General features: G+C 54.1%; 21 protein-coding genes. 6 read left to right on the top strand and 15 right to left on the bottom strand.

The annotated features are described in order from the left end of the window. Positions 1 to 317: 317 nt before the first annotated feature. Positions 318 to 1,973, top strand: coding sequence for an electron transfer flavoprotein-ubiquinone oxidoreductase (locus tag QUD59_RS08320; RefSeq protein WP_286240775.1), 1,656 nt, complete (start codon positions 318 to 320; stop codon positions 1,971 to 1,973). Between the two features lie 367 nt (positions 1,974 to 2,340). Beyond that, the gene (locus QUD59_RS08315) at positions 2,341 to 3,162 is read left to right on the top strand and encodes an HNH endonuclease (protein WP_286240774.1); all 822 of its coding nucleotides are present in this window, start codon (positions 2,341 to 2,343) and stop codon (positions 3,160 to 3,162) included. Between the two features lie 233 nt (positions 3,163 to 3,395). Here the strand turns inward: QUD59_RS08315 and QUD59_RS08310 are convergent, their stop codons facing one another. From QUD59_RS08310 to QUD59_RS08280, 7 genes are all read right to left on the bottom strand, one after another. Next, positions 3,396 to 4,157 (bottom strand): SDR family oxidoreductase, encoded by a 762-nt coding sequence (locus QUD59_RS08310; protein WP_286240773.1) that lies wholly within the window; start codon positions 4,155 to 4,157, stop codon positions 3,396 to 3,398. A gap of 444 nt (positions 4,158 to 4,601) precedes the next feature. Next, entirely contained in the window at positions 4,602 to 6,491 is a 1,890-nt protein-coding gene (locus QUD59_RS08305; protein WP_286240772.1) for an AMP-binding protein, read from the bottom strand. 84 nt (positions 6,492 to 6,575) lie between these two features. Then, the gene (gene mmsB, locus QUD59_RS08300; RefSeq protein ID WP_286240770.1) at positions 6,576 to 7,466 is read right to left on the bottom strand and encodes a 3-hydroxyisobutyrate dehydrogenase; all 891 of its coding nucleotides are present in this window, start codon (positions 7,464 to 7,466) and stop codon (positions 6,576 to 6,578) included. Positions 7,467 to 7,603: 137 nt separating this feature from the next. Further along, complete coding sequence (locus QUD59_RS08295; protein WP_286240769.1) at positions 7,604 to 8,701, bottom strand: enoyl-CoA hydratase/isomerase family protein; 1,098 nt, start codon at positions 8,699 to 8,701, stop codon at positions 7,604 to 7,606. Positions 8,702 to 8,711: 10 nt separating this feature from the next. Beyond that, a complete protein-coding gene (locus QUD59_RS08290) occupies positions 8,712 to 9,488 on the bottom strand; it encodes an enoyl-CoA hydratase (RefSeq protein ID WP_286240768.1) in 777 nt (258 codons plus the stop codon). Positions 9,489 to 9,509: 21 nt separating this feature from the next. Then, a complete protein-coding gene (locus QUD59_RS08285) occupies positions 9,510 to 10,667 on the bottom strand; it encodes an acyl-CoA dehydrogenase family protein (protein ID WP_286240767.1) in 1,158 nt (385 codons plus the stop codon). 76 nt (positions 10,668 to 10,743) lie between these two features. After that, positions 10,744 to 12,237, bottom strand: a complete 1,494-nt coding sequence (locus tag QUD59_RS08280) for a CoA-acylating methylmalonate-semialdehyde dehydrogenase (RefSeq protein ID WP_286240766.1) — start codon at positions 12,235 to 12,237, stop codon at positions 10,744 to 10,746. A 193-nt stretch (positions 12,238 to 12,430) separates the two neighbouring features. On the opposite strand from QUD59_RS08280, the gene QUD59_RS08275 reads away from it, so the two are divergent. Beyond that, on the top strand, positions 12,431 to 13,345 hold the full coding sequence (locus tag QUD59_RS08275) for an AraC family transcriptional regulator (protein WP_286240765.1): 915 nt from the start codon (positions 12,431 to 12,433) through the stop codon (positions 13,343 to 13,345). A gap of 284 nt (positions 13,346 to 13,629) precedes the next feature. On the opposite strand, the gene QUD59_RS08270 is transcribed toward QUD59_RS08275, so the two are convergent. The 8 genes from QUD59_RS08270 to QUD59_RS08235 all read right to left on the bottom strand — a co-directional run bounded on the left by QUD59_RS08270 (position 13,630) and on the right by QUD59_RS08235 (position 21,157). After that, positions 13,630 to 14,127, bottom strand: a complete 498-nt coding sequence (locus QUD59_RS08270; RefSeq protein ID WP_286240764.1) for an REP-associated tyrosine transposase — start codon at positions 14,125 to 14,127, stop codon at positions 13,630 to 13,632. A gap of 138 nt (positions 14,128 to 14,265) precedes the next feature. After that, positions 14,266 to 14,790, bottom strand: a complete 525-nt coding sequence (locus QUD59_RS08265) for a hypothetical protein (protein ID WP_286240763.1) — start codon at positions 14,788 to 14,790, stop codon at positions 14,266 to 14,268. A 288-nt stretch (positions 14,791 to 15,078) separates the two neighbouring features. Beyond that, positions 15,079 to 16,260: an acetyl-CoA C-acyltransferase gene (locus QUD59_RS08260; RefSeq protein ID WP_286240760.1), complete on the bottom strand. Its 1,182-nt coding sequence runs from the start codon at positions 16,258 to 16,260 to the stop codon at positions 15,079 to 15,081. Positions 16,261 to 16,375: 115 nt separating this feature from the next. Continuing rightward, the gene (locus QUD59_RS08255) at positions 16,376 to 17,302 is read right to left on the bottom strand and encodes a branched-chain amino acid ABC transporter permease (protein ID WP_286240759.1); all 927 of its coding nucleotides are present in this window, start codon (positions 17,300 to 17,302) and stop codon (positions 16,376 to 16,378) included. Between the two features lie 11 nt (positions 17,303 to 17,313). Continuing rightward, the gene (locus QUD59_RS08250) at positions 17,314 to 18,201 is read right to left on the bottom strand and encodes a branched-chain amino acid ABC transporter permease (RefSeq protein WP_286240758.1); all 888 of its coding nucleotides are present in this window, start codon (positions 18,199 to 18,201) and stop codon (positions 17,314 to 17,316) included. A gap of 167 nt (positions 18,202 to 18,368) precedes the next feature. Then, entirely contained in the window at positions 18,369 to 19,580 is a 1,212-nt protein-coding gene (locus tag QUD59_RS08245) for an ABC transporter substrate-binding protein (protein ID WP_286241012.1), read from the bottom strand. 57 nt (positions 19,581 to 19,637) lie between these two features. Further along, on the bottom strand, positions 19,638 to 20,351 hold the full coding sequence (locus tag QUD59_RS08240; protein ID WP_286240757.1) for an ABC transporter ATP-binding protein: 714 nt from the start codon (positions 20,349 to 20,351) through the stop codon (positions 19,638 to 19,640). Beyond that, entirely contained in the window at positions 20,348 to 21,157 is an 810-nt protein-coding gene (locus QUD59_RS08235; RefSeq protein WP_286240756.1) for an ABC transporter ATP-binding protein, read from the bottom strand. Before QUD59_RS08235 ends, QUD59_RS08240 begins: the two co-directional genes overlap by 4 nt. A 299-nt stretch (positions 21,158 to 21,456) precedes the next feature. On the opposite strand from QUD59_RS08235, the gene QUD59_RS08230 reads away from it, so the two are divergent. The 3 genes from QUD59_RS08230 to QUD59_RS08220 all read left to right on the top strand — a co-directional run bounded on the left by QUD59_RS08230 (position 21,457) and on the right by QUD59_RS08220 (position 24,754). Beyond that, on the top strand, positions 21,457 to 21,870 hold the full coding sequence (locus QUD59_RS08230) for a MerR family transcriptional regulator (protein ID WP_286240755.1): 414 nt from the start codon (positions 21,457 to 21,459) through the stop codon (positions 21,868 to 21,870). Between the two features lie 36 nt (positions 21,871 to 21,906). Beyond that, positions 21,907 to 23,073, top strand: coding sequence for an isovaleryl-CoA dehydrogenase (locus QUD59_RS08225; RefSeq protein WP_286240753.1), 1,167 nt, complete (start codon positions 21,907 to 21,909; stop codon positions 23,071 to 23,073). 73 nt (positions 23,074 to 23,146) lie between these two features. Then, positions 23,147 to 24,754, top strand: a complete 1,608-nt coding sequence (locus tag QUD59_RS08220; RefSeq protein WP_286240751.1) for a carboxyl transferase domain-containing protein — start codon at positions 23,147 to 23,149, stop codon at positions 24,752 to 24,754. Position 24,755: the final 1 nt, after the last annotated feature.

The following is a 24,755-nucleotide window of genomic DNA, read 5'->3' as shown; positions in this document are numbered from 1 at the left end:
GTTGTCAGCGGGTCTGTTCCAACCCGTGCTGTTTTCTGTGTCAGTGGCCGGGCAAAAACAGGTTGAATTCACCACTCAGGCCACTAAGGGTTTCCCCTAATCATACTTATTTATTGCAAATAAGCAATCACCCTTACTAACAATTAAGTTCACCCATAGGCTAATAAATACCCTATTCACTTATTAGGGATATCCCTTATAATAGATTCCATTACCTATAAAGGGCCTCTGTAAACTGAGTGAAGGCCCCCGTTAATCCGATAATGGCAGGCGTTAACGCCTGAACCTTATCCAACGAATCTGAGGGGAGATCGACCATGACACGCGAGTCGATGGAATTTGACGTAGTTATCGTAGGCGCAGGCCCGGCGGGCCTGTCCACTGCCTGCCGTCTGGCGCAACTGGCGCAGGAAAAAGAGCAGGAGCTGACCGTCTGCGTGGTGGAAAAAGGCTCTGAAGTGGGTGCTCATATTCTTTCCGGCGCGGTAATCGAGAGCCGCGCGCTGGATGAGCTGTTCCCGGACTGGAAAGAGAAAGGCGCACCGCTGAACACCCCGGTCACCGAAGATGAAGTCTTCCTGCTGAAAGATGCTGAAAGCGGCCGCAAGATCCCTAATGGTCTGGTGCCGAAAACCATGCACAACAACGGCAACTACATCGTCAGTCTGGGCAACGTCTGCCGCTGGCTGGCGGAACAGGCTGAAGAACTGGGTGTGGAGATCTTCCCCGGTTTTGCCGCTGCGGAAGTCCTCTATAACGACGATGGCAGCGTCAAAGGGATCGCCACCGGCGATATGGGCGTGACCGCCGAAGGCGAGCAGGGCCCGAACTACATGCCGGGCATGGAGCTGCACGCCAAATACACCGTCTTCTCCGAAGGCTGTCGCGGACATCTGGGTAAAGAGCTGATCGAGCGCTTTGATCTTGCCTCCGATGCGGATGCTCAGCACTACGGTATCGGTATCAAAGAGCTGTGGGATATCCCGGCTGAACAGCACAAACCCGGTCTGGTGGTTCACGGCTCCGGCTGGCCGCTGACGGGTGGTACCAGCGGCGGTTTCTTCCTCTACCACACCGACAACAATCAGGTGGTGGTGGGTTTGATAATCGACCTGAACTATGCGAATCCGTATATCAGCCCGTTCGATGAGTTCCAGCGCCTGAAGCATCATCCGGTGCTGAAGCAGCATCTGGACGGCGGCACCCGGGTCTCTTACGGTGCCCGTGCGATCACCAAAGGCGGCTTTAATTCCCTGCCGAAGATGAGCTTCCCGGGCGGTCTGGTCGTGGGCTGTAACGCCGGTACCCTGAACTTCTCCAAGATCAAAGGCACACACACTGCGATGAAATCCGGCATGCTCGGTGCCGAAGCGATCTTTGAAGCGCTCAGCTCAGGCTGTGAAGGCGGCAAAGAGCTGAGCCGTTATGCGGAACTGTTCGAAAACTCCTGGCTGCACGACGAGCTGTTCCGCTCGCGTAACTTTGGCCCGGCAATGCATAAATTCGGCGCGATCATGGGCGGTGCGTTCAACTTTATCGACCAGAATATCTTTGGCGGTAAGATCCCGGTAACTCTGCACGACGATCACGAAGACTACGCCCAGATGCAGCCGGCAAGCAACTTCCAGCCGATCGACTACCCGAAACCGGATGGCAAACTCACCTTCGACAAACTCTCCTCAGTGTTCCTGTCGAACACCAACCATGAGGAAGATCAGCCCTGCCACCTGCAACTGCAAGATGCCTCGATCCCGCTGGCGAAAAACCTGCCGACCTACGCAGAGCCTGCACAGCGCTACTGCCCGGCCGGTGTCTATGAAGTGGTTACCGATGAAGAGAACGGCGGCGAACGCTTCCAGATCAACAGCCAGAACTGCCTGCACTGCAAAACCTGCGACATCAAAGACCCGGCTCAGAACATCCGCTGGGTCACCCCCGAAGGCATGGGCGGCCCGAACTACCCGAATATGTAATCGACCCGCTTAACCGCGTTCTGAAATCCGCAGCCCCGCTCATAGGGGTTGCGGATTTTTTTATGGGCACAAGAAGCTGAGCCTCCATCGAATGGTTAGATTACGCTTCGCTAATCCAACCTACGCCAGATCTCTGTTCCGAATGTAGGATGCAATAACGCAGTGTATTGCACCGTTTACCGTCTTGAACCGTTTACCGTATTACACCGTCAGCCGACGGCATACTTCACGGTTTACCGGCGTTGTTTATTCTTCATCTGATACTATTCATCTCTTGCAGCCTATATCGATTCAATAGATATTAAGGCCACAGAAATACCTGTATTTCAGCACGTTGAATGTAGTCGAAGTAGTATAAGGATGTATCGTGCAGGCAGTAATTACAGAGAATGACGAGTCTCAATGGGATGACCAAACCGGCTCCCTTTATCATTTCCCGAAGCGCTATCAAAAGTATCTATTGCCCGGTACTGAAGTGCTTTACTACAAGGGAAAAATCAAAAACCTTCAATACAGAGATAAGCGTTTAGACGACGCCCCCCATTACTTTGCTAAGGCTGTGATTGGCAAAGTCTATCCCGACAGAAGTAGTGACAAAGGTGACCTGTTCGCCACGATCATTGATTATGCACCATTTACGGTTCCAATCATGGCAAAAACTGATGGTACTTACCTTGAAACCATTCCGGACAATCAGAAGAGCAATTATTGGAGAAACGGTGTTCGACCGATAGACACAACCGGCTTTGAAAGAATCCTTTCTCAGCTAGAGCCCAATCAAGTAATCACTGTATCTGAGCTCGAGGAAACAGAACACCCACTCAATGACAGCGGCTATCAACTAGAGTCGGGCAGTGAGGGTAAACCCAATCAGCGTTTTGTCACCACCTACGAACGAAATATCAAATACAGGCAACAAGCGATTGCTATCCACGGCTTAACTTGCGCCGCATGCAACTTCAATTTCAAGGATTTCTATGGTGATTATGCGGATGGGTTTATACACATCCATCACATTGTCCCTGTTTCAACGCTAGATCAGCCGACCCTTATCGACCCTGAAACCGATCTAGTGCCTCTCTGTGCAAATTGCCACGCAGTTGTGCACAGAAAACAATCCCAAACCCTCTCTATCGATGAGCTTAAGGGAATGATTCAGCATGCCAAGGCTAGCTCTGCGACGACATAGACAGCAGCATTGAACCAAACAAATGCCCATTACGGAGGCAGCGTCGAAGCCGGATAAGAGGCGAAATAAAGAAAGAGCTCAATTTTGGATTAGGCTGCGCTAATCCAACCTACGCCATCTCTCTGTTCCAAGTGTAGGGTGCAATAACGAAGTGTATTGCACCATTTCCGAAATACGCCAACCACAAAAAAGCCCGCTAAACAGCGGGCTCCTGGTATCAACGCCTTCTGAAATCAGATACGCAGACCGCCATCCATCTCGATGATGCGGCCGGTAAAGAAGTCGTTTTCGATGATGTACTGCAGGGTGTGAGCCATTTCGTCTACTTCGCCCAGACGGCGCAGGGGTACCGCAGAGATCATGCGATCGATCGCTTCCGGTTTCATCTGTGCAGTCATCTCGGTGGCGATAACGCCCGGTGCAATACCACCCACGCGGATGCCGTGACGTGCCAGTTCGCCGGCCCAGCTTGTAACCATGGTGGCTACGGCCGCTTTGGTGGCGGAGTAGTTGGTCTGGCCCATATTGCCAGCGCGGGATACGGAGGAGATGTTCACGATCACACCACCGTTGCCCTGTACCGCCATGACGGCCGCCGCTTCACGGCCACAAAGGAAGGTGCCGGTCATGTTGACGTCGACTACAGACTGGAACTGCTCAAGGCTCATTTTCGCCTGCAGCTCGCCGTCTTTAACTTTGATCAGCATACCGTCGCGCATCAGGCCGGCGTTGTTTACCAGACCGTTGATCTGGCCGAAATCGGCTTTGATCTGAGCAAAGGTTGATTCCACTGCAGATTCATCGGTGATGTTGCAGATGTAGCCACGGGCTTCGCTGCCGTGCTCGGCACAGGCCGCGCAGGCTTCATCCAGGTTCTCCTGACTGAGGTCGATCAGGGCCAGTTTACCGCCCAGTTTCGCCAGGTTTTCCGCCATGGCACGACCCAGTCCGCGACCACCACCGGTGATGACAAATACACTGTCTTTAATCTGCATTCTTATTCTCCTTAGTCCGGCTCCGGAGCCGTTAAGCTCAACGGAACAGGCTTGAAATAGCTTGGTTTGTCAGCCCTCATTTATAGCGTTTTTCTGCTGCGATTGCGAGAAATAATTAGGGTTTTCCCTAATAAGCGGAACGGAGCGATTCGCTTTAATGGGTTTGAATATCGTGCAATACGCGGAGGTGAACTGTGCAATACGCTGCGGTTAACGGTGCAATACGCTTCGGTAAACGGTGCAATACGCTTCGGTAAACGGTGCAATACGCTTCGCTATTGCACCCTACGGCTTGGGATCTGGTTTGCCGAAGGCGTCCGGACATAAAAAGACCGGCCCATGCGCTAAGCAACATGGCCGGCTAAGAGTGCAAAATGAATAAGTGACAACAGGTCGGGCAACCGGGTTATGCTTCGCCCGGCCGCCCTGAGGGGGTTAACTGATTCAGATAGCGCCGCGCGCTTCGATCAGTTGTTCGATCTCGCCGAGAATGGCCGGATCATCAATGGTGGAAGGCATTTTGTATTCTTCCTGAGCCGCGATCTTACGCAGAATGGCGCGCAGGATCTTACCGGAGCGGGTCTTCGGCAGACGCTGTACCACAATGGCGGTACGGAAGCAGGCGAGTGCACCGACCTGATCGCGAACCATCTGCACCAGTTCAGCCTGAAGCTGCTCTTCGTCGATCTCTGATCCCGCTTTCAGCACAATCAGACCAACCGGCAACTGCCCTTTGAGCTCGTCGTTGACACCGATCACGGCGCATTCAGCGACTTCAGCGTGGGCGGAAACCACCTCTTCCATCTCGCCTGTGGATAAACGGTGGCCGGATACGTTGATTACATCGTCGGTACGGCCGGTGATGTAGATGTAGCCATCTTCATCCTTATAGCCGCCATCGCCGGTGTGGTAGTAGCCCGGGAACGCTTCCAGATAGGAGCTGACATAGCGCTGGTTGTTGTTCCAGATACTCCAGGCAACGCCCGGTGGCATCGGCAGCTTAACGCAGATATTGCCCGCGTCACCGTCGGCCACTTCGTTACCCTCACCATCCAGCACACGAATATCGTAGCCCGGTACCGGCTTGTTGGTAGAACCCAGACGGGATTCGGACGGGTTATCCCAGCCCATCATCGGCGAGGTCATTGGCCAGCCGGTTTCGGTCTGCCACCAGTGATCGATCACCGGTACCTGCAGCAGATCAGAGAGCCAGTGGTAGGTGGAGGAGTCGAGTTTTTCACCCGCCACGAACACCCATTTCAGGCTGCTGAGGTTGTAATCTTTTGACAGCGCCCCCTCCGGGTCCTCTTTGCGGATCGCACGGAATGCGGTCGGCGCACAGAACATGGAGTTAACACCGTACTCTTCAACCACCCGCCAGAAGGTGCCGGCATCCGGGGTCTTAATCGGTTTGCCTTCAAAGAATACCGCGCTGCAGCCCGCCATCAGCGGCCCGTAAACGATGTAGGAGTGGCCCACAACCCAACCGATATCGGAGGCTGCCCACCAGACATCGCCCGGCTTCATCCCGCAGATATTGTGCAGGGCGTATTTCAGTGCCACCGCATGACCGCCGTTATCGCGCACAATACCCTTTGGCTGGCCGGTCGTGCCGGAGGTGTAAAGGATGTAGAGCGGATCAGCGCCCTTCACCGCAACACATTCTGCAGGCTCAACACCTTCCTGAACCTGATACCAGTCCAGATCGCGTTCGCTGTTCAGCTCAGCTTTCAGCATGTCACGCTGACAGACGATGGTGTTCTGCGGTTTGTGGGTCGCCAGATCGATCGCTTTGTCCACCAGCGGTTTGTAAGCGATCTTCTTATCAAATTCGATACCGCAGGAGGCGGTCAGGATCATCTTCGGATTGGCGTCGTCGATACGGATCGCCATCTCGTTGGGCGCAAAGCCACCGAATACCACGGAGTGCACCGCACCGAGGCGTGCACAGGCGAGCATGGCAACCGCCGCTTCCGGGATCATCGGCATATAGATCAGGATGGTGTCGCCTTTCTCTACGCCCTGCGCCTTCAGTGCACCGGCGAAACGGGAAACGCGATCCAGCATCTGGTTGTAAGTGATCGCTTCTTTGTTACCGGAGGCAGGAGAATCGTGATACAGCGCGACCTGTTCACCACGGCCGTTGGCCACATGGTAGTCCAGCGCCAGATAGCAGCTATTGAGTTCACCGTCGGGGTACCAGCTATAGGTGCCGAAATCGGTCTGGCTGACGGTGGTTTCAGGTTTTTTGTACCAGGCAATGCTGTCCGCCTGCTCTGCCCAGTAGGCTTCCGTATTATCGAGGGCAGACTGATATTCTTCGTTATATCCCATGGTGTTCAACCTCATTATTTTTTTTATCAGGTTGGCTGGCCCGCCACTGACCTGGGCAGCGGGCCGCTGATTATCCGTTCAGAATTACTGATCCTGATACAGGCGCAGCACGCTGGAGAAGTCCAGACCGCCGTTGCCATTGGCTTTGTGCAGGTTAAACAGTGCACGCGCCTGAGAGCCCATTGGCGTAGGCGACGCGCTCATCTGGCTCAGTTCCATCGCCAGACCCAGATCCTTGAACATCAGATCGACCTGGAAGCCACCCTGATAATCGTTGGAGGAAGGTACGCCCTCCATCACACCCGGTACCGGGTTATACACCTGCAGCGCCCAGTTGTTACCGGAGCTCTGCTTCATGATTTCAGACAGCACGGCCGGATCCAGACCGTTCTTGATACCCATGTTCAGGGCTTCACAGGTACCGGTCATGAGGATCGCCAGCATCATGTTGTTGCAGGCTTTAGCGACCTGTCCCGCGCCGTTGTCACCGGCGTGGAAGATGTTTTTGCCCATGCAGTCCAGAATCGGTTTTGCTTTGCTGAACTGAGCTTCGGAGGCGCCAACCATAAACGCCAGCGTACCGGCGACAGCACCACCCACACCACCGGATACCGGCGCATCGATAAAGCTGATACCGCGCTCGGCACCGATCGCTGCAACACGCTTGGCCGTGTCCGCGTCGATGGTTGAGGAATCAATAATCAGAGCACCGTCAGCCACCACGTCAAACAGCGGCGCATCGCCGGTGACCATCAGGCCTTCAACGTGTTTGCCGGCTGGCAGCATAGTGATAACAAACTCAGCACCGGTCGCGGCCTCTACCGCAGAGCTGGCTGCCTGACCGCCTTCGGCGACCACTTTCTGAATTGCATCCTGAGACAGGTCGAACGCTTTAACACTGTGACCCGCTTTAACCAGGTTGATCGCCATTGGGCCACCCATGTTGCCCAGACCAATAAATCCGATTGTTGCCATTTCTCTAGCCCTTTTATTATTTTCCGATTGCCCAGGCGCAAACCTATAGCACTCTGTTTATGTTCAAGTCGTTGCAGGAGCCTGTCCCTGATACGGTGTAGCGATTCGGCCAGGGACTGGCCTCCTACCGGTTATGGTTATAGATCGATCAGTGGATTGGTTTCCCACGGGGAGACGAAGAACTCAGCCACTTTTGCCTGATCCACATCAGCCAGGGTTTTGAACGTCCACTCCGGCTTGCCGTCTTTATCGACCAGCAGCGCACGTACCCCTTCCGGGAACTCGCGGTGCTTGCAGCTCTGCACGGAAAGGATCATCTCGGCACAGAACACCTCTTTCAGTGACATATGTTTCGTCACTTCCAGTTGCTGCGCGATCAGGTTGATCGCCAGCGGGCTGCCGTGTTTAATCGCTTTCTGTGAGCGCAGAATCCACTTGTCTTCACTCTCAACCGCCAGCAGTGCTTCCACAATCTCTTCAACACTGTCCTGATCGGTAATCTTCTGAATAAAGTCATAGTGCTGCTGAATCGGAGACTCCGCCTTAAACTGCGGCCGGGATTCCTCTTCCAGATCACGCAATACCCGGTTAACCGAGGCGTGAGCACAACCACTCCAGCTTTCTGCCTGCAGACGCTCAACCATGCTCTGGCGCAGTTCAGCAGCAACAAAGCGATCCGCCAGCCCCAGGAACAGGGCATCTGCGGCGTACATCGGGTTGCCGGTCAGCCCCAGGAACAAGCCGGTACGGCCCGGCATATGGTTCAGGAACCAGCTACCGCCTACGTCAGGGTACAAACCAATCGTCACTTCCGGCATCGCCATGTGTGAGGTCTCGGTCACGATACGGTGGCTGCAGCCGTTCATCAGGCCCATGCCACCCCCCATCACAATACCGCTGCCCCAGCAGATAATTGGCTTGGGATAGGTATGGATGGTGTAGTCGAGCGTATATTCGCGGGTGAAGAAGTCTTCCGGGAACGCCGGATCGCCGCCACCGGTCATGGATTTATACAGGTTAACCACGTCACCGCCGGCACAGAACGCTTTCTCGCCGGCACTGTCGAGGATCACCGCAGCCACGCTGTCATCGTTTTTGCACGCATCCAGCTTCGGCTGGATCAGGTCGATCATTTCCAGCGTCAGGGCATTCAGCGAGCGCTCCGCATTCAGGCTGATCTCAACGATCTTTTTGCCATCCTGCGTCGGGTATTCGTTAAACAGTACGCAACTCATACTCGGGTCCTTATTGGTTTTTCCACTCAGGGGCACGCTTTTCCAGAAAGGCATTCACACCCTCTTTCTGGTCTTCGGTGTGGAACAGGTCAACAAACAGTTCCCGCTCCAGAATATAACCGGCATCCCAGTGCTGGGTGCGGTTGTTCTGGATGAGCTGTTTACAGGCGGCAACGGCGGTCGGGCTTTGCTGCTCTACCGCTTTCGCCAGCTCCATCGCTTTGGCGAAGGACTCACCCTGTGGCACCAGCTCTTCCACCAGACCGATCTCTTTCGCCAGCGGCGCTTTGATACGCTCGCCACACAAAATCAGTCGCTTGGTCCAGCCTTCGCCCACCAGCATGGTCAGGTTCTGGGTACCGCCTGCGCAGGGCAGCAGGCCTACTTTCGCTTCTGGCAGCGCCATCTGTGCCTGCTCTTCCGCCACACGGATATCACAGGCCAGCGCTACTTCCAGACCGCCCCCCATGGCAAAACCGTTAATTGCCGCGATCGATACACCACGAAAACGAGACAGGGTTTCGAACGCCTCACCAAAGTAACGCGCCATATCCCGCGCAATACTGCGATCACCGTCGGCAAACAGATTCAGGTCTGCGCCGGCGGAGAAGAATTTTTCACTCTGGGAGCGGATCACCAGAGCATAGATCTCTTTATCCTGATTCAGCTCCTCAACCACCACCTTGAGGCCTTTCAGGCTCTCTTCAGTCCAGGTGTTGGCCGGCGGGTTGTTCATGGTAATAACCGCCGTGTGGCCCTGTTTTTCTACGATCAGTTTATCGCTCATCTTAATCTCCTTGGTGACGGATCAGAGCAGATCCGCAGCATCGTCCATCAGTACGCGACGGGCGATGATCAGACGCATCACTTCGTTAGTGCCTTCCAGAATCCGGTGAACGCGGTTATCACGCAGATAACGCTCCAGCGGATACTCTTTGATATAACCGTTGCCGCCAAAAATCTGCAAGGCTTCATCGGCTACGCTGTAACCCACATCGGTAGCAAAGCGTTTCGCCATCGCACAGTAAGTGGTCTTATCGGCATGGCCCGCATCCAGTTTGGACGCTGCCAGACGCACCATCTGACGTGCCGCCACCAGCTCGGTCGCCATATCGGCCAGCTTGAACTGCAGCGCCTGGAAATTGGCCAGCTCTTTACCGAACTGTTTACGCTCATGCATATAATCACGGGCTTTATTCAGCGCCGCCTGAGCGGTACCGATCGAACAGGTGGCGATATTGATACGCCCCCCATCAAGGCCTTTCATGGCAATTTTGAAGCCGTCGCCTTCGTTACCCAGCAGGGCAGAAGCGGGGACGACTACGTCTTCGAAGGTGATCATACGGGTTGGCTGGCTGTTCCAGCCCATCTTCTCCTCTTTCCGGCCGTAGACGATGCCATCGGTTTTAGCATCTACCGCAAAGGCAGAGATCCCTTTAGCACCACTTTCGCCGGTACGCGCCATCACCACCAGCACATCAGTACTGCCGGCACCGGAGATAAAGATTTTGCTGCCGTTGAGGATGTAGTTGTCACCGTCACGACGGGCAGTGGTTTTCAGGGATGCAGCATCAGAACCGGCGTTTGGCTCGGTCAGGCAGTAGGAAGCCAGTTTCTGGCCGGCGGTCAGATCCGGGCACCAGAACTGGCGGGTCTCTTCGTTACCGAAGTCGGCGATCATCCAGGTCGCCATGTTATGAATGGTGATGAACGCAGTTGTCGAGGTACAGCCCATCGCCAATTGTTCAAACACGATGCTGGCGTCCAGACGGCTCAGGCCAAGGCCACCTACATCTTCCGGGGAATAGAGACCACAAAAACCCATCTCCCCGGCGCGACGCAGGACATCAACCGGAAAGGTCTGTTCCTGATCCCACTCGGCGGCGTTGGGTTCGAATTCATTTTGCGCAAAGGCACGGGCCATGTCGGCGAATGCGATCTGATCTTCATTCAGCTCGAAATCCATCGCTCTCTCCTTTAATGGAAGAAGATCCCCCGGGCGGGGGCCTTCTTCTCGTTATTGTTTTCAGAGGACCGCTGAATTACTTCAGCTGGATTGTAGTGTTAACACCGGTATCGATGTCATCTTCGAACCAGCGCGCAGTCACAGTCTTGGTTTCGGTGTAGAACTTAACCGCCTGCTTACCGTAAGCATGCTGGTCACCGTAGAAAGATTTTCTCCAACCGGTGAAAGAGAACATTGGCAGCGGCACAGGTACCGGTACGTTGATACCGACCTGACCCACTTTGATCTCGTGCTGGTACTTACGTGCTGCAGCACCGGAAGAGGTGAACATAGACGTACCGTTACCGTATGGGTTCTCGTTGATCAGTTCGATCGCTTCTTCCAGCGTATCTACTTCCAGAGCAATCAGTACCGGACCGAAAATCTCTTCCTGATAGATAGACATGTCGCGGGTTACGTTGCGGAACATGGTCGGGCCAACCCAGTTACCATCCGGGTAACCTTCAACCACGCACTCGCTACCGTCGAGGATACAGTCAGCGCCGGCATCTTTACCCTGCTGAATGAAATCCAGTACACGCTCACGCGCCTGTGGGTTGATCAGCGGGCCGTAACCGGCTTCCGGATCGTTCCACGCACCCGGACGTACTTTCGCCAGCGCATCACGCACTTCAGGGATCCACTCACGGGCTTCACCAACAAACACAGCCACAGAGATCGCCATGCAGCGCTGACCTGCCGCGCCAACAGAGGCACCGGCGATGCTGTTAACTACCTGATTTTTAGAGGCATCCGGCATCACCACCATGTGGTTTTTAGCACCGGCAAACGCCTGAACACGTTTCATGTGGTCAGTACCGGTACGGTAGATGTGCTCACCAACAGCAACCGAACCAACAAAAGAGATCGCTGGCGTATCTTTGTGCGTCAGCAACTGATCTACCACCTCTTTCGTACCATGAACGATCTGCAGCAGACCGTCTGGCGCGCCGGCTTCTTTGAACAGCTCAGCCAGACGCATCGGTGTCAGTGGATCCTGCTCAGAAGGTTTCAGGACAAAGGTGTTACCGCAGGCAATGGCCATTGGGAACATCCACAGCGGGATCATAGCCGGGAAGTTAAACGGCGTGATACCTACGCACACACCCAGTGGCTGCGTGATGCTGTAGCAATCGATTTTACGCGCTACGTTTTCAACCGTTTCACCCATAGACAGGGAAGCGATGTTGCAGGCATGCTCAACCACTTCGATACCGCGCCATACGTCGCCTTTCGCGTCTTCGAAGGTCTTACCGGTTTCCTGTGCCAGCAGTGTAGCCAGCTCGTCGTGGTTCTCTTTCAGCAGGTGCTGGTAGCGCAGCATCAGACGTGCACGCTCGCCAACCGGGGTATCTTTCCAGCTTTCGAACGCTACTTTTGCCGCATCGATTGCGCTTTCTACTTCAGATGCAGTGGCACAGGGAACCTGTGCAATCACTTCCTGAGTGGCCGGATTGGTTACCGGGATAAGATTCTGCGATTCGCTCTGAACTAACTGGCCGTTGATCAAAAGAGGTACTTGCTGTGTCATGCTCTGATACCTGTTTAATTGTTATTAGTGATGGAGCCTGTACAGAAAAGCGTGGCAGGCTCCGGGTCGCTCTTTTCTACTCGATAGGTAAGTTGTACCACGCACCCTACCAATGCAGGATTGATAATCTTGTCTTATTAATGGACTATATTGCGATTAGGTAAGTATTTTCCCTTATACATAGGTCGTAGCCATGAGCGCCCCATCTAACTGGCCCCTGCCACCGGAGAGTATCCGCTTTGTTATTCCACGCCGCGTAATCAGTGAGCTGGCGGCCCATCCATTGAGCCAGGGCCTTTATCCGCTGGGGATGGGCTACTATCGAAAAGCCAGTGGCCATCAGATGGAACGGCCGGAACATGATGATAATTTGCTAATATATTGTCTTGAAGGAGAGGGCGAAGCGGTGATCGACGGACAGAAAACCCGCATCCGATCTGGTGATATATTGCTGATTCCAAAGGGAGTGCCTCACACCTATCAGGCACGTAAAAGTCAGCCCTGGACCATCTACTGGGTCCACTTTCATGGGCACCATGCGGGAGATTTTGTCAGCCACCTGCAACAGCGGGAGAGCAGCCAGCGCCAGTTTATTACCCCGATCGGCATCCACTCCCGCCTTGCCAGTGACTTTGAAGCCCTGCTTGAGGCGCGCGAATCCACCTACAACCTGAACGCCTATATCTGTGCAGCAAACCAACTGCGGCAGATCCTCAGCCATATCGCCCTGCTGCAGCCACTGGCGCGACAGAAGCAGTCCCGCGGCGGGCTGGATATAGAGCGGGTACACAGCCTGATGCAAACCCACGTTCACGAGCAACTGGATCTGGACACACTGGCCGAAGCGATCAGCCTGTCGAAATACCATTTCGTTAAAAAATACAAAGAGGTCACCGGCACCACGCCGATCAACCACTTTATCCAGCTCAAAATCGAACGCGCCTGCCACCTGCTGGATACCACCGACAACGGTATCAACGAAATTGCGTTCGCGGTGGGCTATGAAGACGCTTACTACTTCTCAAGGATCTTTAAAAAGCTGATGGGCGTCTCCCCCAGCCAGTACCGCAAAATGCGCACCGGCGCGTTTCCGTACAAAGGGGATTGATGCCCGCAGCCCCGAGCCAGCATTCATGGCACAAACCGTAGGGTGCAATAACGCAGTGTATTGCACCATCAACGCCCAAACTCCGCGCCAGAGTTCATGGCACCAAACCGTAGGGTGCAATAACGCAGTGTATTGCACCACCAACGCCCAAACTCCGCGCCAGAGTTCACGGAACCAAACCGTAGGGTGCAATAACGCAGTGTATTGCACCATCAACGCCCAAACTCCGCGCCAGAGTTCATGGCACCCTGCAACGTAAAATGGCCTGTTATCCCGGCGCTACGCTATGCCCCCCAATCTGCGGGGTAATAACCGCTCTGAACCAATCGATGAAAAGTCGAATAAGGCCAGTCTGCCACCCGGTCCACGTGGCCATGCTTTACCGGGTTAAAGTGGATGTAATCCATATGCCGATGGAAATCCGCCTCATCCCGGATAAGGTGCTCCCAAAAGCGGCGTTGCCAGATACCTCTTTCGCCACGCCGGATACGCGAGTCCGACCGTAACTCCCCGGTACGCAGGCTTTTTGAAAAAGTGCTTTTAATCAGTCGCCAGCGCAGAGGGTAACGACAGTCGTCAGGTGGCAGCGTAATCAACGCATGCATGTGATCCGGCAAAACGACCCAGCCATGAATAACAAAAGGGTAGGTCTGCCGGACGCGCTGCACAGCCGTGCGCAAGCATTCGATATGCCGTACCAGCAGATCACTGCGCCTTTGATAGAGCTTGAGGGTAAAAAAATAGCTACCGCCTGGCATCCATGCACGCCGGTATTGAGGCATAACCTGTTATCTCCCTGATTACGTTATGCGATAAGGGTAGCCCATCACTATCAGTGAGTGGGAAAAGCCGGGTTACCACCCAACCCAGAAGTCCGTTGTCAGGGGGCAAAATGCCCCCTGAAGATCAAGCGCGTCCGCTTATTCTCGCTCGCCCACCGGAATCATAATATGAGCATAGGGGGTATCTCCCCACATCACATAAGGGCCGCCGGCAGCGGGATCATCGGTCATACCTTCCAACAGCGCCTTAGGCACAATCAGCATCAGGTGTGGCCCTTCCTTGATAAAATCATGGGAGTGCATCGGGTCAGGATGATAAGGGTCGGAATTACTCACGCCACCATCACCCTGCAACATGTAGGAAACACCAATGCCCTGAGCGGTAAAATCAGCCTTACTGCCCACCGCCGTGAGCATTTTCATCCACATGGGATCATTGCAGATAGGTGCATTATCATCCGGCAGCGTTTCCGGCATACAAACCCAGCCGTTACTGCCTTCAACCAGTGTTTTTCCGCGATAGACCACGGTGGCATCGGCACTGACCATAGACGGTGCAGCCGAACGCGCCTGATCAATCAACGCCTGTTGATCGTCCTGTGCAAAAGCAGATGATGTAAAAAGAGTCGCTGCAAAAAGCAGCAAAGAGAGTCGGGTATCCATAGTGCCCTCCAGACTTGTCGGGCCTACAGCCCGGTTATGAGTTCAATAACCCGGTCAGCATCAGGTTATTACAGGGAGGAATGGATACAGTGTAGGTAGACGAGAGGTTTACAGCCAATGCGTAACGACTGTTTATTTTTCAGACAGAAAAAAGCCGGACTGAGCAGTCCGGCAAAACCAACCATAACACAGAGCCTTACAAGTCAGGAGGTTAAGCAAATCCCCGACCGATAAGTTGGTTGCAAGGGGCCATCTAAGGGCATAAACGACCCACTATCAGAAGATTCGTTACAGCATCTCTACCGCAACCGCAGTGGCTTCACCACCGCCGATACAGAGGGAGGCGATGCCTTTTTTCAGGCCTTTCTGTTTCAGCGCATGCAGCAGGGTAACCATGATGCGGGAACCGCTGGAACCGATCGGGTGACCCAGCGCACAGGCACCACCGCGCACATTGACCTTACCGGCATCCAGACCCAGTTCATTCACCGCCAGCATGGTGACCACTGCAAAGGCTTCGTTGATCTCAAACAGATCCACTTCATCTTTGCTCCAGCCCGCCTTGTCGAGGGCTTTCTGGATGGCACCGATCGGCGCAATGGTAAATTCCGCCGGCAGTTGCGCATGGGTAGAGTGAGACACAATCCGGGCCAGTGGCTGCAAGCCTTTGGCTTTCGCTTCAGACTCACGCATCAGTACCAGCGCAGAACCACCATCGGAGATCGAGCTGGAGTTCGCCGCAGTCACGGTACCGTCTTTTTTGAACGCCGGCTTCAGGCTGCGGATCTTATCGATCCGGGCATTACCCGGCTGCTCATCGGTATCCACCACGGTTTCACCTTTACGGCTCTGAATGGTGACCGGCGCGATCTCTTCGACAAATTCGCCGTTTTCAATCGCCGCCAGCGCTTTTTCCAGCGAGCTGATGGCAAAGTCATCCATCGCTTCGCGGGTCACGCTGTAAGCATCTGCGCTCTTCTGCGCATAAGCGCCCATCAGGCCGCCTTCATAGGCGTCTTCGAGGCCATCAAAGAACATGTGGTCAATCACCTGAGCGTGCCCCATGCGCATCCCCTGACGCGCTTTAGGCAGCAGGTAAGGTGCCTGACTCATATTTTCCATACCGCCGGCCACCATCACATCTGCGGAACCGGCCAGTACCTGATCATGAGCCATCATCACAGCCTTCATGCCTGAACCACACATTTTGTTGATGGTGGTGCAGCCTGCGGCATCCGGGATACCCGCAGCACGGGATGCCTGACGCGCCGGAGCCTGACCCAGACCCGCCGGCAGCACACAGCCCATGATCACTTCATCCACCTCAGCAGGCTGAATACCGGCCCGCTCGATCGCAGCCTTAATCGCAGTCGCACACAGGTCCGGTGCCCGTACATCGCTGAGAGATCCCATCATGCCGCCCATGGGCGTGCGTGCGGCACTCACTATAACAACTGCATCCTGACTCATAATTTCACCTTAATTGACTGTTTTAAAAGTTGACGTTTACGTCAACCTGTCGAGAAAAAAAAGGGTGCTCAGGCGCACCCCGGATATCTAATCTCTTAAGCAGAGTTCACCCTGCTTAGCTGAAGTTCTTTTTCATGAACTTCTGGAACTCACCGACGATACCGCTACGGAACGCCAGTACACAGATCACAAAGATCAGGCCCATGATGATGTGGATGTAGTTACCCAGTTCACCACCAGACAGGTAGTTCTGAATGGTTACCACGGCACCGGCACCGACCAGCGGTCCGAAAATGGTGCCCATACCACCCAGCAGGGTCATCAGTACCACTTCACCGGACATATGCCAGTGAGCATCGGTCAGGGAGGCAAGCTGGAATACCAGCGTTTTGGTGGAACCCGCCAGACCGGCCAGACCGGAGGAGATCACAAAGGCCGCCCACTTGTAGTCATTGACGTTATAACCCAGAGAGACTGCACGAGGTTCATTTTCACGGATCGCCTTAAGAATCTGACCAAACGGCGAGTGAACGGTTCGGTTCACCAGCCAGAAGCCAAACAGGAAGATCGCAAACACGAAGTAGTACATGTTCATGTTGTCGCTCAGATCGATCAGGCCGAACAGCTCACCACGCGGTACACCCTGCATACCATCTTCACCGCCGGTAAACGGTGCCTGAAGGTAGACAAAGAAGGCCAACTGCGAGAGTGCCAGGGTGACCATCGCAAAGTAGATCCCTTCACGTTTCACCGCCAGCTTGCCGTAAAGCGCACCCAGTGCGGTGGCTGCGGCAGTACCGCAGAGAATCCCCAGTTCCGGCGTGAGGCCGGTCTGCATCATCATGTAACCGGTGACATAACCGCCGGTGCCAAGGAACGCGGCATGCCCGAAAGAGAGCAGGCCCACATAACCCAGCAGCAGGTTAAAGGCACAGGCAAAGAGTGCGAAACAAAGCACCTTCATCACAAATACAGGGTAAAGAATGAAGGGCGCGATCAGGCCGAGAACGACCAGTGCAATGGCTGATTTACTGATTTTCATACGCTAACCCCTTATGCTTCTTTACCGAACAGGCCCGCAGGCTTGGTCAGCAGGACGATCACCATGACCGCAAAGATCACGGTTGTGGAGGCTTCCGGATAGAAGTACTTGGTCAAACCTTCCACGATACCCATGCCCAGACCGGTGAGAATCGCTCCCCCGATCGAGCCCATGCCTCCGATTACCACGATGGCGAACACCACGATCAGCATATTCGAGCCCATATCCGGCGATACGGAGTAAACCGGAGCGGCCATAACACCGGCAAAACCGGCCAGACCCACACCAAAACCGAAGGTCAGGGTAACAATCAACGGCACGTTGATACCAAAGGCCTGCATCAGCTGAGGGTTTTCAGTCCCTGCCCGCAGGTAGGCACCGAGCTTGGTTTTTTCAATCATGTACCAGGTACCGGCACAGACGACGATGGACGCAACAATGATCCACGCACGGTAGTTCGGCAGGTACATAAACGGTAAACGGTTACCGCCTTTCAGCTCTTCAGGAATCGAGTAAGAGAGACCGGAAGAACCAAACAGATGAGTAAATGTACCCTGCAGCATCAGCGCCAGACCAAAGGTCAGCAACAGGCTGTAGAGATGGTCTTCATTGGCAATCGGACGTAACAGGAAGCGTTCCATCAGAATTCCGATTAAGCCGACCGCTAACGGAACAAAAATCAGTGCTGCCCAGTAGTTGATGCCCATGTAGTTGAGGGCCATCCAGGCAAAGAATGCACCCAGCATGTAGAGTGCGCCCTGGGCAAAGTTAATAATCTTTAAAAGCCCGAAAATAATCGCCAGCCCAAGACTGAGCAGCGCGTAGAAGGAGCCGTTTATCAGGCCCACTAATAGCTGGCCGAAAAGGCCAAAGAGATTGATACCGAGAAATGTTGCCATAACTCTCCACCCCTATCCGGTCTGATCTGGCTACTTCTGATGGTAGCTTTGCCGGAATTCACCAAACGACAAAGAGAGTTAACCGGAGCCGGACTGATGTCTGTACGGCTCTGTCTCTTTCTTAAGTGGAGCGGCAGGCAGGAGGTACCCGCCGCCCCTGAGCACGATTACTTAGCTGCGAAGTTGCAGGAATCCAGCATTGGGCCGAAGGCCTCTTCGCCCGGAATTACCTTCTCAATCGCAAAGATGTCATCGCCATTTGCACGCTCATCGGCTTTCTTGATACGTACCTGGTACATATCGTGAACCATACGGCCATCGGCACGCAGGTAAGCGTTACGCGCGAAGAAGTCATCAGGCTTCATCTCTTTCATCTTCGCCATTACAGCATCAGACTCATCCGTACCTGCGGCTTTGATCGCGTTCAGGTAGTGCATTGTCATAGAGTAAGCACCGGCCTGACCCATTGCAGGGATAGAACCGTGACGCTCTTTGAAGCGCTTAGACCACTCACGGGTCTGGTCATCCATATCCCAGTAGAAACCGGTTGTCAGTTTCATACCGCCTGCGATGTTTGGATCCAGCGCCTGCGCGTTGTGGGTAAATACCAGCAGACCTGCTACATCGGTGGTTTCGGTCAGACCGAACTCAGCCGCTGTTTTCAGGGAGTTAACGAAGTCCGCACCGGCATTCGCCAGAGCAACTACGTCTGCACCGGAGGACTGAGCCTGCAGTACGTAAGAGGAGAAGTCAGTCGTGCCCAGAGGTGCACGTACTGCGCCAACCACTTCACCACCGTTTTCGTTGATTACGCCAGTCGCCACTTTTTCCAGGGCGTGACCGAATGCGTAGTCAGCGGTAATGAAGAACCATTTTTTCTTACCCGCATCAACCATTGGCTTCACGGTACCGTTCGCCAGCGCCACTACGTTATACGTCCAGTGCGCGTTGTATGGAGAGCAAGCCTTGGTTGTGAATGCATGAGACGCAGAGGTAGAGATCAGGGCGATCTTCTTGTTATCGGTCAGCACCTTAGTGGCTGCACCGGTTACAGAGGACGCTACCAGACCGGTTACCGCGTCAACGCCTTCGCTCTCTACCCATTCACGGACTTTCGCAGAGCCCACGTCAGGTTTGTTCTGATCATCTGCACTGATCACCTCAATCGGCTTACCCAGTACAGTGCCACCAAAATCTTCAACCGCCATTTCCACTGCAGTTACACAGCCTTTACCACAGATATCAGCGTATACACCGCCCATATCCGCCAGTACACCGATCTTTACCTTGTCGTCAGAGATACCTGCAGCCTGAGCACCAGAGACCGCAAACGCTGTTGTTACGGCTGCTGCCAGCAGAGATTTCTTCATTGGTTTCATCATCTTTCTCCTGATAGGATTTTTATTGTTATTCGTTTAAAGAGTTAAAGAACCTAATCAGACACCCAACATTGTGTTGAGCATTTCGGTTTTAGCTTCGAGTTCGTTCTTGTGAACTTCCTCCACGATGTGGCCGTGTTCCATCACATAGTGGCGGTCAGCAATTGGCGCAGCAAAACGGAAGTTCTGCTCCACCAGCAGGATCGTCAGGCCACGCTGTTTCAGCGTGGTCAGCACTTCACCCAGCTTCTGAACAATAACCGGGGCCAGACCCTCAGTAATTTCGTCCAATAGCAAAATATTGGCGCCGGAGCGCAGAATACGCGCCAGTGCCAGCATCTGCTGTTCACCACCGGAGAGACGGGTACCCTGACTGGTACGACGCTCATACAGGTTAGGGAACAGCTCATAGATCTCTTCGACGGACATACCGTCGCTGCGCACCGTCGGAGGCAACAGCAGGTTTTCTTCCACGTTAAGGCTGGAGAAAATTCCGCGCTCTTCCGGACAGAAGCCAACACCGAGATGGGCGATTTTATGCGCCGGCATATCGATGGTTTCACGACCGTTAATATTGATACTGCCGGTACGGCGACCCACCATGTTCATGATTGAACGCAGGGTTGTGGAGCGGCCCGCGCCATTCCGGCCCAGCAGGGTCACCAGTTCGCCCTGCATCACGTGCATGTCGATACCGTGCAGGATATGGGACTCACCGTAGAAGGCGTGCAGATCGCTGATGCGAATCTTTTCGTTTCCACCTTTACTCATACTACTTCCCTCTCCTCTGCGACCACCGCCTGCGGAGCAGATGCATCGTCCTCATCCGCCGCCACACCCAGGTAGGCTTCTTTAACCCGCGGATCTGCCGATACCGTATCGTAGTCACCCTCGGTGAGGATGGCACCACGCTGCAATACGGTGATCCGGTCTGCCAGCTTGGAAACCACGTGCAGGTTATGCTCAACCATCAGAATGGTACGGTCTTTGGAAACCTGTTTAATCAGGTCCGAAACCACCTCAACATCTTCGTGGCCCATGCCCTGAGTCGGCTCATCGAGCAGCATCAGTTCAGGATCCAGCGCCAGCGTTGTAGCGATCTCCAGAGCACGTTTGCGGCCATAGGGCTGATCCACTGTAATTGAGTGGGCATGGTCTTGCAGACCCACCGACTCCAGCAGCTCCATAGCACGCGCATTGAGCTTGTTAAGCACCCGGTCCGATTTCCAGAAATGGAAGCTGTTGCCCTCTTTACGCTGTAGCGCAATACGGACATTTTCCAGCACGGTCAGGTGAGGGAATACGGCAGAGATCTGGAAGGAACGCACCACGCCACGCCGGGCAATTTCTGCCGAGCGCATTCGGGTGATGTCTTTGCCGTTGAAAAGAATTTGACCTGAAGTCGGAATCAGAAACTTGGTCAGCAGGTTAAACACGGTGGTTTTACCCGCCCCATTGGGCCCGATCAAAGCGTGAATAGTGCCACGCTCGACATTCAAATTAACGTTATCTACCGCTGTGAAACCTTTGAATTCTTTAACCAAATCAGAGGTTTGCAGGACGTAATCGACACTCATGCAGAATCCGATCCTCGCTGTGTTTTTATTTTTATGTAACCAGCGCTACTGCCTTAAATGGTGACTGGAAGCAGCTAAGCCGTGAACCCAAATTAGCAATTTCCCCTACAGGAAGGCTAGTACTACTTTGGTAGCATATTGCTTGAGGTTATCCTAAAAATCCAGAAAAAAACCAATAAATACAAAGCGATAACATGCAGATCAAAAAAAATACAAAAATATAGGAATACCCTTATTGAACTTTACGTAAACGTCAACTTTGATTATGCTAGCCCTCAACAACTGAACAGTGTGGACCTATGAACAGTAAAAAAACCTTCTCCATTGGAGAGCTGGCCCGGGAGTTTGACCTGACCACGCGCAGCATCCGTTTTTATGAGGATCAGCAACTGCTGTTTCCTACCCGACGCGGCCAGACACGTGTCTACAGCTCGCAGGACCGGGTACGGCTGAAACTGATCCTGCGCGGTAAGCGACTAGGCTTTTCTCTGGCAGAGACCCGGGAACTGTTCTCTCTCTGGGACGAGACACTGACCGGTAGTGAAAAGCAGCTCCATCTGCTGCTGGAAATTATTCATCAGAAGCGGGCTGAGCTTGAGCAGCAGCTCAAGGATATCGAGATTATCCAGCAGGAGCTGAATAACGCCGAGGTTCGCTGTCAGGAAACACTTAACGAATTAAAACAAAAACAATCCACCGATAAAGCCAGCTAAGAGCAACTGGCTGTTCGGCAAGCAAAGGGTAGCAAAATGATCTCACAATACTCCGGACTGAACTTTGGACTTGGCGAAACCATCGACATGCTGCGCGAGCAGATTAACAGCTTCGCCTCTCAGGAAATCGCACCGCGTGCTGAAGAGATTGACCAGAAAAACGAATTCCCTAATGACCTGTGGCGTAAGTTCGGCGACATGGGCCTGCTCGGCATCACCGTTAAGGAAGAGTACGGCGGTGTAGACATGGGCTACCTGGCACACGTCATTGCCATGGAAGAGATCAGCCGTGCCTCTGCGTCTGTTGGCCTCTCCTACGGTGCGCACTCCAACCTCTGTGTTAACCAGATCCACCGTAACGGTACTGAAGAGCAGAAACATAAATACCTGCCGAAGCTAATCAGCGGTGAGCATATCGGCGCACTGGCGATGTCTGAGCCAAATGCCGGTTCCGATGTGGTCTCCATGAAACTGACTGCCCGTGATAACGGCGACCACTTCCTGCTGAACGGCAACAAGATGTGGATCACCAACGGTCCCGATGCCAACACTTACGTGATCTACGCTAAAACCGACACCAGCGCCGGCCCTCGCGGTATTACTGCGTTTATTGTAGAACGCGATTTCCCGGGCTTCTCCCGTCATCAGAAACTGGACAAGCTGGGTATGCGCGGCTCCAACACCTGTGAACTGGTGTTTGAAGACTGCCCGGTACCTAAAGAGAACATCCTCGGTGAGCTGAACGGTGGCGTGAAGGTACTGATGTCGGGTCTCGACTACGAACGTCTGGTACTGGCCGGTGGCCCGCTGGGTATCATGGAAGCGGCGATGGATATCGCCGTACCTTATATCCGCGACCGTAAACAGTTTGGTCAGGCGATCGGCGAATTTGAGCTGGTACAGGGCAAGATTGCCGATATGTACACCCTGATGAACGCTTCTAAATGCTACACCTACAACGTTGCTCAGGCAGCGATGCGCGGTGAAACCAGCCGTAAAGACTGTGCCGGTGTGATTCTTTACACCGCCGAAACCGCGACCAAGATGGCACTGGACGCAATCCAGTTGCTCGGTGGTAACGGTTACATCAACGAATTCCCGACAGGCCGTCTGCTGCGTGATGCCAAGCTGTATGAGATTGGCGCCGGTACCTCCGAGATCCGCCGCATGCTGATCGGCCGCGAACTGTTCCTGAACAAGTGATAACGCCGTCATTGGTGGGCTGTTAAGCCCACCCCTTTTTTCTCTTATTCAGGTAATTTTTCAGGAGACCGGTATGGCCGTTCTGCAAACAAAAATAAATCCACGCGCAGAAGAGTTCCTCAGTAACCATGAATCGATGGCAGAAGCCGTTAATGACCTGCGCGACAAGGTCGGCACCATCGAACAGGGTGGTGGCCCTAAATATCAGGAGCGTCACCTGTCCCGCGGTAAACTGCTGCCACGGGAGCGAGTCAACGCCCTGCTGGATGAAGGCTCCCCGTTTATGGAGCTGTCCCAGTTGGCTGCCTATAAGGTCTACGATGATGTGATTCCCGCTGCCGGTATTATCGCCGGGGTTGGCCGCGTCAGCGGTCAGGAGTGCATGATCATCGCTAACGATGCCACCGTAAAAGGTGGTACCTACTATCCCCTGACTGTGAAAAAACACCTCCGTGCTCAGGAGATCGCCGAGCAGAATCACCTGCCCTGCATCTATCTGGTGGATTCCGGCGGTGCCAACCTGCCACAGCAGGATGACGTATTCCCGGATCGCGACCACTTCGGTCGGATCTTCTATAACCAGGCGCGCATGTCGGCTAAAGGTATTCCGCAGATCGCGGTGGTGATGGGCCTTTGTACCGCAGGCGGTGCTTATGTGCCGGCGATGGCTGACGAATCGATCATCGTCCGTAATCAGGGCACCATCTTCCTCGCAGGCCCACCGCTGGTAAAAGCCGCGACCGGTGAGGTGGTCTCTGCTGAAGATCTGGGCGGTGCCGATGTGCACTGTAAAGTCTCCGGTGTAGCCGACCATTATGCCGAAAACGATGCCCACGCCCTGCAGATTGCCCGCACCTGCGTGGCGAATCTGAACCGCCGTAAACAACTTGATCTGGATATCCGTGAGCCGAAAGAACCGCTCTACAGCCCGGATGAGATCTACGGCATTGTCGGTACTGATCTGAAGAAGCCATTTGATGTGCGCGAGATCATCGCCCGTATCGTCGATGGCTCCGAATTCGACGAATTTAAAAAGATGTACGGCACCACGCTGGTGACCGGTTTTGCCCATATCCACGGTTACCCGGTGGGTATTATTGCCAACAACGGCATCCTCTTTGGTGACTCCGCGCAGAAAGGCGCGCACTTTATCGAGCTTTGCTGCCAGCGCAAGATCCCGCTGCTGTTCCTGCAGAATATCACCGGCTTTATGGTCGGCCAGAAAGCGGAGTCCGAAGGGATCGCCAAACACGGCGCGAAGATGGTGACCGCTGTAGCCTGTGCCGATGTACCTAAACTGACCGTACTGATCGGTGGCTCCTTCGGTGCCGGTAACTACGGTATGTGTGGCCGCGCTTACAGCCCGAACTTCCTCTGGATGTGGCCGAATGCCCGGATCTCGGTCATGGGTGGTGAACAGGCGGCGGGCGTACTGGCCACGGTGAAACGTGACAACATGGATCGCATGGGCCAGGAATGGTCTGCCGATGAAGAAGCTGAATTCAAAAAACCTGTGATCGAAACCTATGAACATCAGGGTCACCCTTACTACGCCAGTGCGCGTCTGTGGGATGACGGTGTTATCGATCCGGCCCAGACCCGCGACGTGATCGGCATGGGTCTGTCTGCTGCCCTCAACAAACCGATCGGCGACACCAAATTCGGTGTCTTCCGCATGTAAG

This window comes from Neptuniibacter halophilus, from assembly GCF_030295765.1.
In the GTDB taxonomy this organism is placed as follows: Bacteria; Pseudomonadota; Gammaproteobacteria; order Pseudomonadales; family Balneatricaceae; genus Neptuniibacter; species Neptuniibacter halophilus.
The sequence above is the reverse complement of the archived record's forward strand: the minus strand, read 5'-3'. Positions and strand labels throughout refer to the sequence as shown.